General features: G+C 57.7%; 12 protein-coding genes. 7 read left to right on the forward strand and 5 right to left on the reverse strand.

All coding sequences use genetic code 11. The features are described 5' to 3' along the window. Window positions 1–13: 13 nt before the first annotated feature. The 4 genes from ACTG2W_RS09015 to ACTG2W_RS09030 all read right to left on the reverse strand — a co-directional run bounded on the left by ACTG2W_RS09015 (window position 14) and on the right by ACTG2W_RS09030 (window position 5,395). Entirely contained in the window at window positions 14–541 is a 528-nt protein-coding gene (locus tag ACTG2W_RS09015) for a MotA/TolQ/ExbB proton channel family protein (protein WP_005338936.1), read from the reverse strand. Window positions 542–551: 10 nt separating this feature from the next. Further along, window positions 552–1,925: a MotA/TolQ/ExbB proton channel family protein gene (locus ACTG2W_RS09020; protein ID WP_042054929.1), complete on the reverse strand. Its 1,374-nt coding sequence runs from the start codon at window positions 1,923–1,925 to the stop codon at window positions 552–554. Continuing rightward, entirely contained in the window at window positions 1,922–2,686 is a 765-nt protein-coding gene (locus tag ACTG2W_RS09025) for a DUF3450 domain-containing protein (protein WP_106842286.1), read from the reverse strand. Before ACTG2W_RS09025 ends, ACTG2W_RS09020 begins: the two co-directional genes overlap by 4 nt. Before the next feature lie 108 nt (window positions 2,687–2,794). Beyond that, on the reverse strand, window positions 2,795–5,395 hold the full coding sequence (locus ACTG2W_RS09030; RefSeq protein WP_106842285.1) for a TonB-dependent receptor: 2,601 nt from the start codon (window positions 5,393–5,395) through the stop codon (window positions 2,795–2,797). A gap of 739 nt (window positions 5,396–6,134) precedes the next feature. Between ACTG2W_RS09030 and ACTG2W_RS09035 the strand changes: the two genes are divergently transcribed. The 5 genes from ACTG2W_RS09035 (at window position 6,135) to ACTG2W_RS09055 (ending at window position 12,398) form a co-directional block, all read left to right on the forward strand. After that, a complete protein-coding gene (locus ACTG2W_RS09035) occupies window positions 6,135–7,160 on the forward strand; it encodes an ABC transporter permease subunit (protein ID WP_031227629.1) in 1,026 nt (341 codons plus the stop codon). A 109-nt stretch (window positions 7,161–7,269) separates the two neighbouring features. After that, the gene (locus ACTG2W_RS09040; RefSeq protein ID WP_013724081.1) at window positions 7,270–8,313 is read left to right on the forward strand and encodes an ABC transporter permease; all 1,044 of its coding nucleotides are present in this window, start codon (window positions 7,270–7,272) and stop codon (window positions 8,311–8,313) included. A gap of 149 nt (window positions 8,314–8,462) precedes the next feature. After that, on the forward strand, window positions 8,463–10,280 hold the full coding sequence (locus ACTG2W_RS09045) for an extracellular solute-binding protein (protein WP_106842284.1): 1,818 nt from the start codon (window positions 8,463–8,465) through the stop codon (window positions 10,278–10,280). Between the two features lie 31 nt (window positions 10,281–10,311). Further along, window positions 10,312–11,370: an ABC transporter ATP-binding protein gene (locus tag ACTG2W_RS09050; RefSeq protein ID WP_106842283.1), complete on the forward strand. Its 1,059-nt coding sequence runs from the start codon at window positions 10,312–10,314 to the stop codon at window positions 11,368–11,370. Beyond that, window positions 11,367–12,398 (forward strand): ABC transporter ATP-binding protein, encoded by a 1,032-nt coding sequence (locus ACTG2W_RS09055; protein ID WP_106842282.1) that lies wholly within the window; start codon window positions 11,367–11,369, stop codon window positions 12,396–12,398. The genes ACTG2W_RS09050 and ACTG2W_RS09055 overlap by 4 nt, the downstream gene beginning before the upstream one ends. 101 nt (window positions 12,399–12,499) lie before the next feature. On the opposite strand, the gene ACTG2W_RS09060 is transcribed toward ACTG2W_RS09055, so the two are convergent. Beyond that, the gene (locus tag ACTG2W_RS09060) at window positions 12,500–13,111 is read right to left on the reverse strand and encodes a YitT family protein (protein WP_069556328.1); all 612 of its coding nucleotides are present in this window, start codon (window positions 13,109–13,111) and stop codon (window positions 12,500–12,502) included. Between the two features lie 242 nt (window positions 13,112–13,353). Between ACTG2W_RS09060 and ACTG2W_RS09065 the strand changes: the two genes are divergently transcribed. Beyond that, the gene (locus tag ACTG2W_RS09065; protein WP_106842572.1) at window positions 13,354–14,733 is read left to right on the forward strand and encodes a UDP-glucose dehydrogenase family protein; all 1,380 of its coding nucleotides are present in this window, start codon (window positions 13,354–13,356) and stop codon (window positions 14,731–14,733) included. Then, window positions 14,730–15,743 carry an NAD-dependent epimerase gene (locus tag ACTG2W_RS09070; protein ID WP_106842281.1) on the forward strand — a complete coding sequence of 338 codons (1,014 nt, stop codon included), beginning with the start codon at window positions 14,730–14,732 and terminating at the stop codon, window positions 15,741–15,743. Before ACTG2W_RS09065 ends, ACTG2W_RS09070 begins: the two co-directional genes overlap by 4 nt. Window positions 15,744–15,761 lie beyond the last annotated feature (18 nt).

Consider the following 15,761-nt stretch of genomic DNA (forward strand, 5'->3'; position numbering starts at 1 on the left):
TATGCATCCTGCATCAACCGTGTTTCAGGTTGTCTTCCAGCTTTTGCACCGCCAGTTTGGCCTTGTGATCGAGCTGGTTGACAAAAAACAGGCCGGAAAGGGCGGCGATCATGCCCGCCATGGTCGGTACCGTTGCCTTGGAGATCCCCGATGCCATCGCCCGCGGCGAACCGGTGCCGGTGATGGCCAGGGTGTCAAACACCTGCACCATCCCCACCACGGTGCCGAGCAGCCCCATCAACGGGCAGAGAGCGATCAGCACCTTGATGACCGGCATACCCTTGTCCACCGCCATGGCAACCCGTGAGACCAGCTCGCGCCGGATCTGCTTGGCAGACCAGGAGAGATGATCGGTACGGGCCAGCCAGGTGGCCTTGGTCTGCTTCACCTGCTTGGGGTAGACCGCCATGAAGTAGAACCAGCGCTCCAGCAACAGGGCCCACATCATCAGGGTCAGGAAGAACAGGGCGACCAGTACATCGCCCCCCAATCCCAAAAACCGGCGGACCGACTCGACTTCTTCAATCAACCAGAACCACATGGGTGACTCCTTACGCTGCGGCTTTGGAGGCGTGCAGACGTTCCTGATAACGGGCCACGAAACCGGCGCTCTGCTCTTCCAGCACCTGGATCAGACGACGGCTCTGGGTCTGCACAATGGTGTAGAGGAACAGCATGGGCACCGCGACGACCAGACCCTGCATGGTGGTCACCAGCGCCTCGGAGATACCGCCCGCCATCAGCTTGGGATCGCCGGTACCAAACAGAGTGATGGCCTGGAAGGTGGCAATCATCCCCACCACGGTACCGAGCAGGCCCAGCAGTGGTGCTACGGAGGCGATCAGCTTGATGATGCTGATGCCCTTCTCGAACTTGGGCACGTTGCGCAGGATGATCTCGTCGAGCTTGGACTCCAGATCCTCGATATTGTCACCGCGATGGTTCTGGTAGGCCCCCAGCATGTCACCAATGGGGTTACCCTTGATGATCTGATCGGATTTCAGCTGCTTGCGCATGGACGAGCCGATCAGCGACAGGCGGATACCGCAGAAGATGGCCAGCAGGGTACCGATGACCCCCAATGCCAGGATCACATAACCCACGGAACCACCCTGATCGATACGCTCCTTGAGGGTCGGTGACTGCACCAACAGGGAGAGGATCACGCCGCGAGACGGGTCGATAAAGATGGGCTTGACCCCGTCACCGCCCTGTTCAAACTCGGCGATGGGAGCCAGCACACTCTTCTCCGGTTGACGGGAGAGCTGCTCGAATTTACCGGTCTCCGGCACGAAGGTGAGGTACTTGCCTTCGGAGACAGTGTTGAACTCGCCGATCTGGGTGACGGTCTTCTCGGCCTGGTTGCCTTCGCCGTAGACCACGGTCGCCGGGATCTGGCTCACCTTGCCACCGTCCACCATGCGGCTGAGGGTGGTGGTCCAGAACGCTTCCAGATCGTCGCTGGAGGGGAGCTCTTTACTCTCGGCCAGACGGGTCAGCAGGGCGGATTGCTCCGGATGCTCGACCCGACGAGCGGAGGCGTTGAAGATCCCCTTGAACTCACCGGCGAACTGACGCAGCACACCAAACATCTCGCCCATGTTGCCGGAACGCTGGCGCAGAGTTTCAGTCAGCTCGGTCAGTTGCTTGTCGTTGGCATCAAAGGTCGCCTTGAGCTGCTCGCCCTTGGCTGTTTCGGCAGCCAGCTCGGCCTTGGCCTTGGCCAGCAGCGCCCCCTGCTCGTTCTTGTCAGCCAGGAAGCGGGCTTCCCGCTCCTTGTTGAGTTGGGATTCGCTCAGGCTGGAGGCCTTGACCTGGTTCAGCAGCGCATTGAGATCCACCGGTTTTTCGGCAGCGGTCACCGGCAGGGTAACCAGGGTTGCTCCCGCAATCAGGGAGGCAATAGCAAGTTTGATTCCTTTCATGATGCTTTCTCCGCAGTTTGAACCGGCAGCTTGATCAGCGCGGGAGGCGCCTGCTTCTTGGCGATGCGAAGGCCCTGTTCAACCGCACTGCGATACTCCTCTGGCAACTCTTCCCACTGACGGGTCTGCTTGTTCCACATGCCGGTCTCCTGACCATCCGGGGACTGGTAAAGCAGCGCGATGCGGCCAACCCGCAGGAACTCGTAGGTCTTCTCGCTGCCATCCTTGTCCAGGCTCGCCTTGTAGGCCTCGATGGTGCGGCTGAAGCCCTCCTCGATCTGGTAGGCTTCCAGGATCTTGCGGTACTTCTCGGAGATGGTGACATCGGCGCGGTTCATCAGGTCGGTCAGGGCCGCTACGCGGTCCTCGCGCTCGACCTTCTGAAACGGCAGATCCAGTGACACAAATTGTTCGAGGGAGTCGATCATCTTGAGCATCAGGGGCACCACTTCGGTGCTGGTCTGATCAATCTGGGCGATCTGCTTTTGCATCGACGCCAGCTCGGCGCTCTGGGACTCGACCATCTTGCTCACCTGCTCGTTGTAGGTGCGCAGACTGTCGACCTGCCGCAGGGCGGCCTTGTACTGGGCCAGTGCGGACTCGGCAGATTCGGCATAGCTGTCGATTTTCTGCTGGGAAACTTTGGATGCATTATTGGTGGCGGCTTGAGCGTCCACGGCCTGACCGGCAGTGGCGGCACTCAGATTGAAGCTGGTCAACAAGGCGGCCGAAACCAGGCTGCCAAGGAGCGCTTTCTTCATTGTAATGGTCCTTGTCTTCATAGGATTACCCTATCTCCGTAACTTCCTTGGACGTTGGGCACAGCCGACCCGACCGGGCCGGCTGAGGTTGTATATCAACAGGGTTGATTAGAACTTGTAATTGCCTTCCACAAAGACAGTCCGACCAATCGGATTGTCATAATCGTTGGCAAAGTAGGGGGCGGTATCGCTGATGCGGTCAGCCGGAGGTGTCTTGTCAAACAGGTTGACCGCACCCAGTGTCACGCTGGCAGCTTCGTTAAGCTGATACCCCATAGTGAGATTCCATGTCGTGAAGCTAGCGATTTCAGGCTCAAATCCTTGAGCTTTAGCATCTTCGCAATCAGTGAAGTAGTAATTGTTAGCGTAAGATGAGCACATCCGATCACGATAGTTAGCAAACAAGGTTGTTGTCAGGTCACCATAACCCCATCCAAGCTCCCAGTTTCCTTTATATTTCGGAGTGAAAGGCAGGTCATCAACAGCCGATTCTCCCGCCTGCACGATGCGCTCGCGTTTAAGCTCACGAGTGAGAGCGATTGAAGTACGGAAGATACCGAAAGAATCAGTCTCGTAACTGTATTTTACTTTGAAGTCGAGACCTGAAATCTTCTCGGATGCCATGTTAACCGGACCATAGCTTACTTTTACCAACTTACCGTTAGCATCGCGTTCCACCACTGAGCCTGGATACTGAGATGGGTTATTAATGACTTTCTGACGATCAGGGTCATCAACAATATCCTCGAGATCGATGTAATAGTAATCAACTGTGAAACCCAGACGCTCGATCGGTTCCCAAGCCAAGCCCAAGTTGTAGTTGTTACTACGCTCTTCCTTTAGAGCCTTATTGGGGCCGGTAACAACATCGTAGTACTGAGTCCCACACGCTTCTGCGATCGCAGGAGTAGACTTGTCACCCAAGCCAGACCCTCCCTGAGCCAAGCAGTATTGCAAGTCAGAACTAGAACCAAACGCCTGAGTTGAACCACCAAATAGTCGCTTCATATCAGGAGCCTTGAAACCTTGCCCCCAGCTACCACGCAATAACAGCGTATCAATAGGGCGATAGGTAATGGCAACCTTGGGAGTGAACGCACCGCCGGTTTCAGAGTCATCAAAATAGCGATCGTAGCGGCCAGCCAATGTCATCTCGACGTCAGTGATCATCGGAATGAGAAGTTCCCCACCAAGACCGACTTGATCGCGTTTACCACCGCCTTCAGTACCTCCCAAACCAGAAAAACCACCGGCTTTGGTTATGTCATCGGTTGTCTCGCTATAGTCCGTGTTAGTCCACTCGGCAGCAAGAGCGAAACCCGAGGTGCCAGCAGGGAGCTCAACCAAATCACCGCTCAGAGCGCTATTGAAACTCCACAGCTTGGTAGAGGCATCCTTATTGGAGTTTCCTGAATATTTGGCGACGGTAGCAGGATCGATTCGCTGGAATAGGTCTACATCCCCCTGGCGAACAGCATCTTCGAGTGTCCCAAGTACAGCAGGATTGTCTGTGGACACATCTTGGGTAGCGTAGCCTGCATAGGCTTCCCACTCATATTTATCAGCCAATGTGCCAGTCAAACCTGTCGTGAAAGCCGCTGCATCAGAGGTGGTATTACTTTGGCGCGGTCCGAACTCGACAAGACGACGTACATAGGAGCCCTCTTGACCATATGGATTACCAGGATCCGTTGCGGAAACCTTAACCTCCAGCGGATTGGGTTCAAATTGTGAGTTAGTCTCCTTGGTTCCCCAGCGAAGCTCTGCCATTGCGGTGACATTATCAGTGATATCGTACTCACCACGCCCCATCAGATCGTACTGCTTGTCTTCTGGTTTGAGGGTTCGATCACCAGCTCGGTTATAACCACATTTGCCATTTGCCAGCTTGACTGCATTTTCACCAATAAGACTGGTGCAATCTGCAACTGTCGCAACCAATGCGCCATTAGACTTCTGGAAGTTGGCTCCGTAACTCGAGAAGTTACCAAAAGCGGAACGATCTGATTTATCCAAACCGGCCCAGTCACGATCTTTGTTCTTCAATATTTCATTGCCAGAAAACTGACCCACAACCATGGTTCTGGCCCGCTCCCATTGGGAACCCGCAACAATGTCAACGCGACCATGCTGATAACCACCTTCGGTCGTATCACCATATTTTGCTTTGACAGCGACCCCATCGAAATCTTTTTTCAGAATGAAGTTAACTACCCCTCCGATGGCATCAGAGCCGTAAATGGCAGAGCCAGCATCGGTGAGGATCTCGACACGCTCGATGGCAGCAACAGGAATTTGACCAATATCGGTGAAGTTACTCGACCCGTCTTGTGCAAGCGGGTATTGAGGAAGACGTCGACCATCAACAAGCACCAAGGTCTTGCCAGCGCCTAAGCCGCGCAAGTTGACTGACTGAGCAGCAGGCGTGAATGAGAAAGAATTTGTCTGATTCATCACACCGCTGTTTTGCGACAAAGAGCCTAGAATATCTGCGGCACTATTAAACCCGCGAGCTTCAATATCTTTTGCACTAATCATGGTAACAGGTGATGGGCCTTCCACCTGAGTTGTAGATATACGGGAGCCAGTGACTTTGATTTTCTGCAGTTTTTCGACGTTCTGCCCTTCTTCGGCAGATACGGATGGGGCCGCTGCAAGGCTCGCCAAGGCGAACGCAATCGCAGCAGAGATTCTGCTCTTCCTAAGCATCGCTTATATCCTTCCTGGTTGTTTATTGTTTGCTTCCTGATACCGCCCTCTTTGGAGCGATGTGTAAGGCTTATCAATCTTTGACTAGCGACGTCAATGGAGCAGGGGGGTGGCGAGGTCAGGCGTAAAATAAGCGGAGTGTATTAATTTTGACCGACATAATTAGTGAATAATTCTGCCAAAAACAACCAATTCAATGTAAAAACATTGTTAAACGACGCGAATGGCGCTGAATTAAAATTTGATGAACTTATTAGTTAACGTGCTGTCTGTTTATATCTTATTTTGATTTATCGGCCTTAATAAGAATAAAACACTAACTTCATGAGGGTTGAACCTGACCGCTCCCATGGGGATAACAGATAAAATCGTCGAGATGGTATCGTTTTCCTTCAATTTCACCCATCAAACAAAAACATTATCAATCAACAACTTAAAAACACCCAAAACTCAAACAAACAGCTGTTTATATTTTTTAAAAAAATGTTGAACAGTAGCGTTTTGTTTTGATTTTCACTTTTCAGATAAAAAACGTCATTTTTCGGTAATTTTGGTCTCAGCGGGTCATTTGTCCCAGTTTTCCATTTCCTTGTACTTGATTTTTGTTGCAGAGCTTTTACAGTGGCCAAGCGGATTGTCTGCTGTTTGGCAACCAATCCAGCGCGTAATGCCAGGAAGGACAGGCCTGTCACCGGATTTGACTGGCCGCAAAAAAGAACAACAAGGACGAGGTTCCACCATGCTGTCGTATTTCCTACGCCGGATGCTTTTGATCATCCCGACGTTTCTCGGTATCACCCTGCTCGTCTTCACCATCACCCGTTTCGTGCCGGGCGGACCGGTCGAACGCATGCTGCTGCAAGCCCAGGTTTCCCAGAATGAATCTGGCCGCTCCAGCGGAAGCAAGGGGGCGCAGGCCCTCTCCGATGAACAGATAGAGGAGCTCAAGGCCTTCTATGGCCTCGACAAACCGATGCTGGTCGCCTACTGGGAGTGGCTGCAGAAGCTGGCGGTGCTGGATCTGGGCGAATCGACCCGCTACTACGAACCGGTGTGGGATCTCATCAAGGAGCGGCTCCCCGTTACCGCCTTCTTCGGGCTGGCAACCTTTCTGCTGAGCTATGCGGTCTCCATTCCGCTCGGGGTGGCGAAGGCGCTCAGGCACAACAGCCGCTTCGACTCGTTGAGCTCCATGCTTATCTACATGGCCTATGCCCTGCCCGCCTATGTGGTGGGGATCTTCCTCATCACCGTCTTCGCCTTCCATCTGGAGTGGCTGCCGATGGGCGGTTTTCCGGGAGACGACTTTGAGTACATGGAGAGCAGCTGGGATCAGATCCGCACTGTCTTTGCCCACGCCCTGCTGCCGCTTATCGCCTACGCCATCGGCGATTTCGCCATCCTCACCATGACCATGAAAAACAGCCTGATGGAGAACCTGTCGGCCGATTATGTGCGTACCGCCGTGGCCAAGGGACTGCCGTTTCGCAAGGCGGTCACCGACCACGCGATGCGCAACAGCCTGATCCCCATCGCCAGTCACCTGGGGTCTGTGCTCACTGTTTTTTTTGGCGGCTCTTTCCTCATCGAGACCATCTTCAACATCGACGGCATCGGCCTGCTCGGTTACGAGGCGATCGTCGAGCGGGATTACCCCACCGTCATGGGCATTCTGGCCATCACCTCCATGCTGATGCTGATTGGCAATATCGTCTCCGATATCTGCGTTGCCCTGGTTGATCCGCGCGTGCGATTTGGAGATTGACCATGAACCAGACCTCTATTGCCATGCCGATGCTGATATCACGCCATATCGTCTCCGATATCTGCGTTGCACCTTCTGTTGATCCCCGCGTGCGGTTTGGAGACTGACCATGAAGCTCAATCCGGTTACCTTGAAAAAACTCAAGCGCTTCAAGTCGATCAAGCGCGGTTACTACTCCTTCATCATCTTCACCACCCTGGTGCTGCTCTCCCTGCTGGCGGAGCTGCTGGTCAACAGCCGGGCACTGATGGTGAGCTATCAGGGCCAGCTGCATTTCCCCACCTATGGCGATGTGATCCCCGGTCAGCAGTTCGGGCTCGATTACGAGTACGAAACCAACTACCGCCAGCTCAAAGCCAAGTTTGCCGCAGAGGGCCAGGGCGACTGGGTGCTGCTGCCGCCGGTACCCTGGAACCCCTACGAGCAGGACTTCAAGGAGGATGCCTACCCGCCCTACGCCCCCAGCGCGGCTGAGCGCCACTTCCTCGGCACCGACACCAGCGGCCGCGACGTGCTGGCGCGGCTGGTTTACGGCTTTCGCATCGCCATCGGCTTTGCCTTTATCGCGCTGGCGGCCAGTTACGCCATCGGGGTCACAATCGGCTGTCTGATGGGCTTTCTCGGCGGCCGCTTTGACCTCATTCTGCAACGCTTTATCGAGATCTGGTCCCAAGTGCCGTTTCTCTACGTCATCATGATCCTGGTGTCGCTTGCCAAGCCCAACTTCGGCCTGTTTGTCGCCATCAACGTGCTGTTCGGCTGGATGGGGATCACCTGGTATATGCGCACCCTCACCTACAAGGAGCGGGCGCGGGACTATGTGATGGCGGCGCGGGCGCAAGGGGCGACCACCGGGCGGATCATCTTCAACCACATCCTGCCCAACACCCTGATGATGATCGTCACCCTGGCGCCGTTCGCCGTGGTGGGCAATATCTCCACCCTGACGGCCCTCGACTATCTGGGCTTCGGGCTGGCACCGCCGACCCCGAGCTGGGGAGAGCTGCTCTCCCAGGGCATCAACAATCTGGATGCCATCTGGATCGTCAGCTCGGTGGTGGCTGCGGTGAGTCTGGTGCTGATCATGGTCTCCTTTATCGGCGAGGCGATCCGCGAGGCGTTCGATCCGCGCAAATTTACCCGTTACCAATAAGCCAGCCGATGCCAGCGCATCGGCAGGCGCCAGATAACGAACAGTGATAAATGAAGGACGGGCCGCCGCCATCGGCGGTCCCGAGAGCAAGGGATAATCCCGTTATCAATCAAGACCCCCAGTGCAGGGGCCAGACCTGGAAGTCAAACATGAAAAATAAAATCAAATGGATAGGTGCTCTCTTTGTGCTGGTAAACGGATCCTGGGTCTGGGCGGCCAGCCTGCCCGCGGATCTCAAATGGGAGACCAACGACACGGATCCTGTGTTCGCCTCCCCCAAGGCGCTGTCGGGCGGCAGCCTCAATATGTTTGTGGAGAGCTTTCCGCTGACGTTTCGCACCGTGGGGCCTGACTCCAACGGATCGTTCCGCTCCTTTATTCTCGATAACCAGTTGCGACTCATCAGCTTCCACCCCAATACCGGCAACCCCATCCCCTCGCTGGCGACCCACTGGGCCATCGCGCCAGACAATCAGACCGTCTACTTCAAGCTGGATCCGCGAGCCAAATGGTCGGATGGCAAGCCGGTCAATGCTGACGACTACACCTTCGGCTACGAGATGATGCGCTCCAAACACATCAAGGGGCCCTGGTTCAACAACTACTACACCACTGAAGTGGTAGCGGTAGAGAAGATCGATGATCACACCATTATGGTCAAAGCGGGCAACCGCAAGGCCAAGATGGACCTGCTCAACACCACCGAGCTGTGGCCCCAGCCCAAGCACTACTACAAGCTGACCCCCAACTGGGTGAAGCAGTACAACTGGGCCGTGGTGCCCACCACAGGTCCCTACGTGATCAGCGACGTCAAGAAGGGCAAGTCGGTCACCTTCAGCAAGCAGAAGGATTGGTGGGCAAAGGATGATCGCTACAACCAGCACAGATTCAACATCGACACCATCAAGGTGCAGGTGATCCGCGACCACAACATCGCCTTCCGCCACTTCCTGAAAGGGGAGATCGATACCTTCGAGATGATCCTGCCCAACTGGTGGCATGAAAAAGCGGTCACCCCGGAGTACAAAAAAGGCTACGTGCAGAAGGTGATGGCCATGACCGACACCAAACAGGGCGGTCAGGGGGTTCACCTCAATGTGGCCAACCCCAAGCTGGCGGACGTAAACATGCGCCTCGGCATCCAGCACGCCTTCAACATCGACAAGATGATCGAGACCGTGCTGCGCGGCGACTATGACAGAGCCACCACCTTTGACTCGGGCTTTGGCGAGTTCACTGACATCACGCTGCCACAGCGGGCTTATGACATTGGCAAGGCGCGGGAGTACTTTGCCAAGGGTGGCTATAACAAGCCCGGGCCGGACGGCATCCTGCAAAATGAGAAGGGTGAGCGGCTGACGCTGGCGCTCACCTACACCAGTCAGGAGCACTCCAAGCGACTGACCGTGCTGAAAGAAGAGGCCAAGAAAGCGGGTCTGGATCTGGAGCTCAATCTGGTGGATGGCGCCACCGGCTTCAAGGTGATGCTGGAGAAGAAACACGAGGCGGCCTGGCTCGGTTGGGGCGGCGGCGGTCTCTATCCGCAATATTGGGAGTTTTTCCACTCCGCCAACGCCAACAAACCGCAGACCAACAACCTGTTCAACGTGGCTGACAAGGAGCTGGACGCGCTGATCGACGCCTACAACGTCGAATTCGACATGGCCAAACGGGCCAAGCTCTCCCAGCAGATCCAGCAGCGCATCTATGACCTCGCCATCTTCGTGCCCGGGGTGCAGCTCAACTATGTGCGGGCCAGCAGCTGGCGTTATGTGATGCTGCCGGAAGTGCCTGCCACCAAGAACACGCCGGATCTGCTCTACTGGCCGATGGACGGTTATCCTCACAGTAGCGGCGGTCTGCTCTGGCTCGATCCCAAGGTGAAGGAAGAGACCCGCAACGCCAAGGAGGCAGGGGAGGCGCTGGCGCCCATCAACCTGCTCGACAAGACCTATGCACGTCATTGATATTCAGGCCATTGCGAAGGGAGCAGCCGTTATGCCCAACACTCAGGCCCCCATTCTTGACGTACCGGACAACGGGGGGGAGTTCGCCGTTGATAACGGCCAGCACCTGGCCCCAATCCTCGAAGTACGCGATCTCGAGGTGGAGTTCGCCGTCGATGACGGCAAGATCAAGGTGCTCGACGGGGTCAGCTTCAAGGTGGCACCGGGTCAGACGCTGGGGATCGTCGGCGAGTCCGGCTGTGGCAAGAGCGTTACCTCGCTCGCCATCATGGGGCTCTTGCCTAAACCCCACGGTCAGGTGGTAGCAGGCTCCATCCGCTTTCAGGGGGAGGAGCTGCTGTCGCTTGCACCGGATCAGATGTACAAGGTGCGCGGCAACCGCATCTCGATGATCTTTCAGGAGCCGATGACTGCCCTCAACCCGGTGCAGACGGTGGGGGAGCAGCTGATGGAGGTGTTTCGCCTCCATCGCCCCGAGTATGACAAGGCCCAGCGCAAAGCCGCGGCCATCGCCATGCTGCAGAAAGTGGGTATCCCGGAACCGGCCCAGCGCTTTGCGGTCTATCCCCACAACCTCTCCGGCGGCATGCGCCAGCGGGTGATGATCGCCATGGCGCTCTCATGCGAGCCAGACCTGCTTATCTGTGACGAGCCGACCACGGCGCTGGATGTCACCATTCAGGCCCAGATCCTCGAACTGATGAAAGAGCTGCAGGCCCAGACCGGCATGGCCATCATCTTTATCACCCACGATCTCGGGGTAGTGGCTGAGCTGTGCGACGAAGTTGTGGTGATGTACGCCGGGCGGGCGGTAGAGCAGGCCGACGTATTCGAGCTGTTTGACCACCCCCGTCACCCCTATACCCACGGCCTGATGAGCTCGATCCCGCGCCTTGAGGATGAGCCCAAGAGCCTGCTCAAGACCATCAAGGGACAGGTACCGGCCCTGCACGAGATGCCCGCTGGCTGCCGTTTCTCCAACCGTTGCCCCCATGCGACCGACCTCTGTGTCAGCGCCATTCCGGCGGTGGAGCAACTCAATCCGCGCCACCATGTCGCCTGTCACTACTGGAAGGAGTTGACCGCATGAGCACTCTGTTATCGATCAGGGATCTGAAACAGCACTTCCGGCTGGGAGGCGGTTTTCTGCGCAAGCAATATACGGTTCACGCGGTGGATGGCATCAGCTTCGACCTGAAACAGGGGGAGACGCTGGGGCTGGTGGGTGAGTCGGGCTGTGGCAAGTCCACCCTCGGGCGCAGTCTGCTCAAGCTATTCGAGCCGACCGCGGGTACCATCACCTTCGAGGGGCGCGATATCACTGCCCTCAGCCCGAAGGAGATGCGCTCCCTGCGCCAGGAGATGCAGATGGTGTTTCAGGACCCTGCAGAATCCCTCAACAGCCGCCACACCGTGGGCCAAATTTTGGAGGAGCCCTTTATCATCCACGGCAAGGGCAACACTGAACAGCGCCGCGGCTGGGTGCAGGAGTTGCTGGCGAAAGTGGGCCTGCCGGGCAGTGCGGTGGATCGCTACCCCCACGAGTTTTCCGGCGGTCAGCGCCAGCGGATCGGCATCGCCCGCGCCATCGCCCTCAAGCCCAAGCTGCTGGTGTGCGACGAGGCAGTCTCGGCCCTCGATGTCTCGGTGCAGTCGCAGATCGTCAACCTGCTGCTCAGCCTGCAGCGGGAGATGAATCTCTCCATCATCTTCATCGCCCACGATCTGTCGGTGGTCAAACATATCTCGGATCGGATTGCAGTGATGTATCTGGGACGGATCGTCGAACTGGCGGATGCCCAGTCGCTCTATCTGGCGCCGCGTCACCCCTATACCCAGGCACTGATCTCCGCCATTCCGGTGCCGGATCCACGCAGGCGCAGCCAGCGCATTCTGCTGACCGGCGATGTCCCCTCCCCCATCTCGCCGCCAAGCGGCTGCCACTTCCACCAGCGCTGCCCCCATGCGACCGAGTTGTGCAAAAGCAAGGCGCCCAAGCTTGAGGCGTGTGATGAGTCCCATCATCAGGTGGCCTGTCACACCCCGCTCGCTGTTGGTGGTCACGCCATCAGTGACAACGCCATGAGCGGCGACAGCAGGCTGGAGCAGGCGAGCTAGGCGCAGCGAACAAACATCAGGGTAGAAACAGACGAGGCGGCCATCAGGCCGCCTCGTGCTATCGGGTCACGCTTGTCTTATCGAGCCACTGCCGCAGCTTGTCAGGCAATCTGGTAACGGCCGGGCTTGTGGTTGAGTGTCAACACCAGATTACAGATAACCGCCGCCACGATGGAGAGCGCCAGGATCCAGGGCTGCACCACGAAAAACGAGGCGACAACAATGGCGCAATCGAGCCCCATCTGCAACTTGCCCGCCCGAATGCCAAAGCGATCCTGAATAAAGAGCGCCAGAATGTTGAAGCCTCCCAGACTCGACTTGTGGCGAAACATGATAAGCAGCCCCATGCCAATCAGGGTACCGCCGATCAGCGCCGCATAGAGGGGCTCTATCTTGCCGATCTGCAACACCCCGTTGAGGTGATCGGTCATGTAGGAGACCGCCGCCACCGAGACAAAAGTGTTGAAGGTAAAACGTGGCCCCATCCGCAGCCATGCCAGCGCATAGAAGGGCAGGTTTATGCCGAAGAAGAGCAGGCCGAAGCTGATGCCGGTCACCTTTTGCAGCAGCAGCGCCAGCCCGGCGGTGCCGCCAGTGAGCAGGCCAACCTGATGAAACAGAAAGATGCCGAGGGAAACAAAGCTGGCCGCCGTCAGCAGGGCCAGCACATCCTCATAAATAGGATGGGCAGTGCGAATCGAGGTGTTGTCCATAACCTGTATCCAAGCGAAGTAAAGAGAGAGTGTCTGTCGCCTGCCGTTGCGGGCGGGCTGCGAGCCCTGTCCACAGGGCTTCGTTATGGGGTCCAGTCTATTTTTTGTGAAAAGGATCACAACAGGCAGGCTGAACGCCCCATTCTGGTGCCTGTCATCTGGCATTGACACCCGCTGCACCAAGATGCAGCATGCCGCGGTTTAAGCGCGCCATCCCCCATTCACAGCACGAGGCACTTTTCATGAAGGTCACCATTTTTGGCACAGGCTATGTCGGGCTGGTACAGGCCGCCGTTCTGGCCGAGGTGGGCCATCAGGTCTGCTGCGTAGATGTGGATGATGAGCGGATTACCGCCCTCAGGCTGGGGCAGATCCCCTTCTATGAGCCGGGGCTGGCCCCGTTGGTCGAGAGCCATCTGGCCAGCGGCCGCTTGAGCTTCACGGTCGATCCCGCCATTGCCGTGGCACACGCCGACCTGCTGCTGATCGCCGTGGGTACCCCGGCTGACGAGGATGGCTCGGCCGATCTGCAACATGTGCTGGCGGTGGCCGACACCATAGGCCGACTGATGAGCCGCCCCAAGCTGGTGGTGACCAAGAGCACAGTACCGGTCGGCACGGCGCAGCAAGTAAGAGAACACATTGAGCTGCAGTTGGCCGAACGGGGGCTGACCCTCGCCTGCGAGGTGGCGGCCAATCCCGAGTTTCTCAAGGAGGGGGCGGCGGTCAACGACTGCATGCGGCCGGATCGCATCATCATCGGCTGTGACAGCGAGCGTGCGCTTGAGCAGTTGCGCGCCCTCTACGCCCCCTTCAACCGCAATCACGACCGGATCGTGGTGATGGATCTGCGCAGCGCCGAGCTCACCAAGTACGCCGCCAACGCCATGCTGGCCACCAAGATCTCTTTTATGAACGAGATGGCTGCCCTCGCCGAGCAGCTGGGTGCCGATATCGAGGCGGTGCGCCAGGGGATGGGGGCCGATCCCCGCATCGGTTACCACTTTATCTACCCGGGCTGCGGCTACGGCGGCTCCTGCTTCCCCAAGGATATCAAGTCGTTGCGCCATACCGCGGCGAGTGTCGGCTGCGACGCCCCGCTGCTGGCAGCGGTCGAGCAGGTCAACCAGCGCCAGCAACAGAAGATGGCGCAAACCCTGCTGAATCGCTTCGGCCCGGATCTGCGCGGCCGTACCTTCGCCCTGTGGGGACTGGCGTTCAAACCCGGCACCGACGATATGCGCGATGCGCCGAGCCGCCCGCTACTGGCCGCCATCTGGGCTGCCGGTGGCCGGGTGCAGGCCTTTGATCCCAAAGCGATGGAGCGTGCCCGCCAGATCTACGGCGAGCGGCCGGATCTGCTGCTCTGCCCGACTCAGGAAGCGGCACTGGAAGGGGCCGACGCCCTGCTGATCTGTACCGAGTGGCAGGCGTTTCGCGCCCCCGATTTCCAGCAGTTGAAAGCGCAGCTCAACCAACCTGTCATCATCGATGGCCGCAACCTCTATGAGCCGCGCCAGCTCAGCGAGCTCGGGTTTGACTATCACGCCATCGGGCGGCCACATCTTCCCGCCAAAAAGCAGCCTGCCAACACCAGTTGCAGCCCGGAGACTCAACCATGATCTATCTGGTCACCGGCGTCGCCGGTTTTATTGGTTTTCACGTGGCCAGCCAGCTGTGCGCCGTAGGTCATCAGGTGGTGGGGATCGACAACCTCAACGACTACTACGAGGTGAGTCTGAAAGAGGCACGGCTGGCCCAGCTGGCCAGTTTCCCCCATTTTCGCTTCGAGCGGCTGGATCTGGCAGATCGCGAAGCGATGGCGACCCTGTTTGCCAGCAACCGTTTCGAACGGGTGATCCATCTGGGGGCGCAAGCGGGGGTGCGCTACTCCATCGACAATCCGTTCGCTTATGCCGACAGCAACCTTACCGGTATGCTGACAGTGCTGGAGGGGTGTCGTCACCACGGGATCCAGCACCTCATCTACGCCTCCTCCAGCTCGGTCTATGGCATGGGGGATCAGATGCCTTACTCCACCGCGCAGCAGGTAGATCACCCGGTCTCCCTCTACGCCGCCACCAAGAAGAGCGGCGAGCTGATGGCCCACGCCTATTCGGCGCTCTATGGCCTGCCCACCACAGGGCTGCGCTTCTTTACCGTCTATGGCCCCTGGGGCCGCCCCGACATGGCCATCATCAAGTTCACCCGCGCCATCCTCGCGGGAGAGCCTATCGACGTCTATAACAACGGCGATCTCAGCCGCGACTTCACCTTTATCGACGACATCGTCGATGGGATCCTCGCCGTGGCCGACCAGCTGCCCCGCCCCAATTCCGATTGGCACGCCAGCGAGCAGAGCGCGGCCGAGAGCGCAGCCCCCTACCGCATCCTCAATATCGGTAACGGCCAGCCGGTACGGCTGCTCGACTTTATCGAGGCGCTGGAGGATGTCATCGGCAAGCCCGCCATCAAGCGGATGCTACCGATGCAGGCAGGTGACATGCACGCCACCTGGGCCGACAGCGAACCGCTGCACACCCTCACCGGTCTGCGCCCCGCTACGCCCCTCAAGCAAGGTGTTGCCGAGTTTGTCCGCTGGTATCTCGACTACTATCGGCCCGCCCGCTGACGAGCGCGGGTAACCCCT

This window comes from Aeromonas sp. 96A (assembly GCF_051919165.1).
GTDB classification, from domain to species: domain Bacteria; phylum Pseudomonadota; class Gammaproteobacteria; order Enterobacterales; family Aeromonadaceae; genus Aeromonas; species Aeromonas veronii.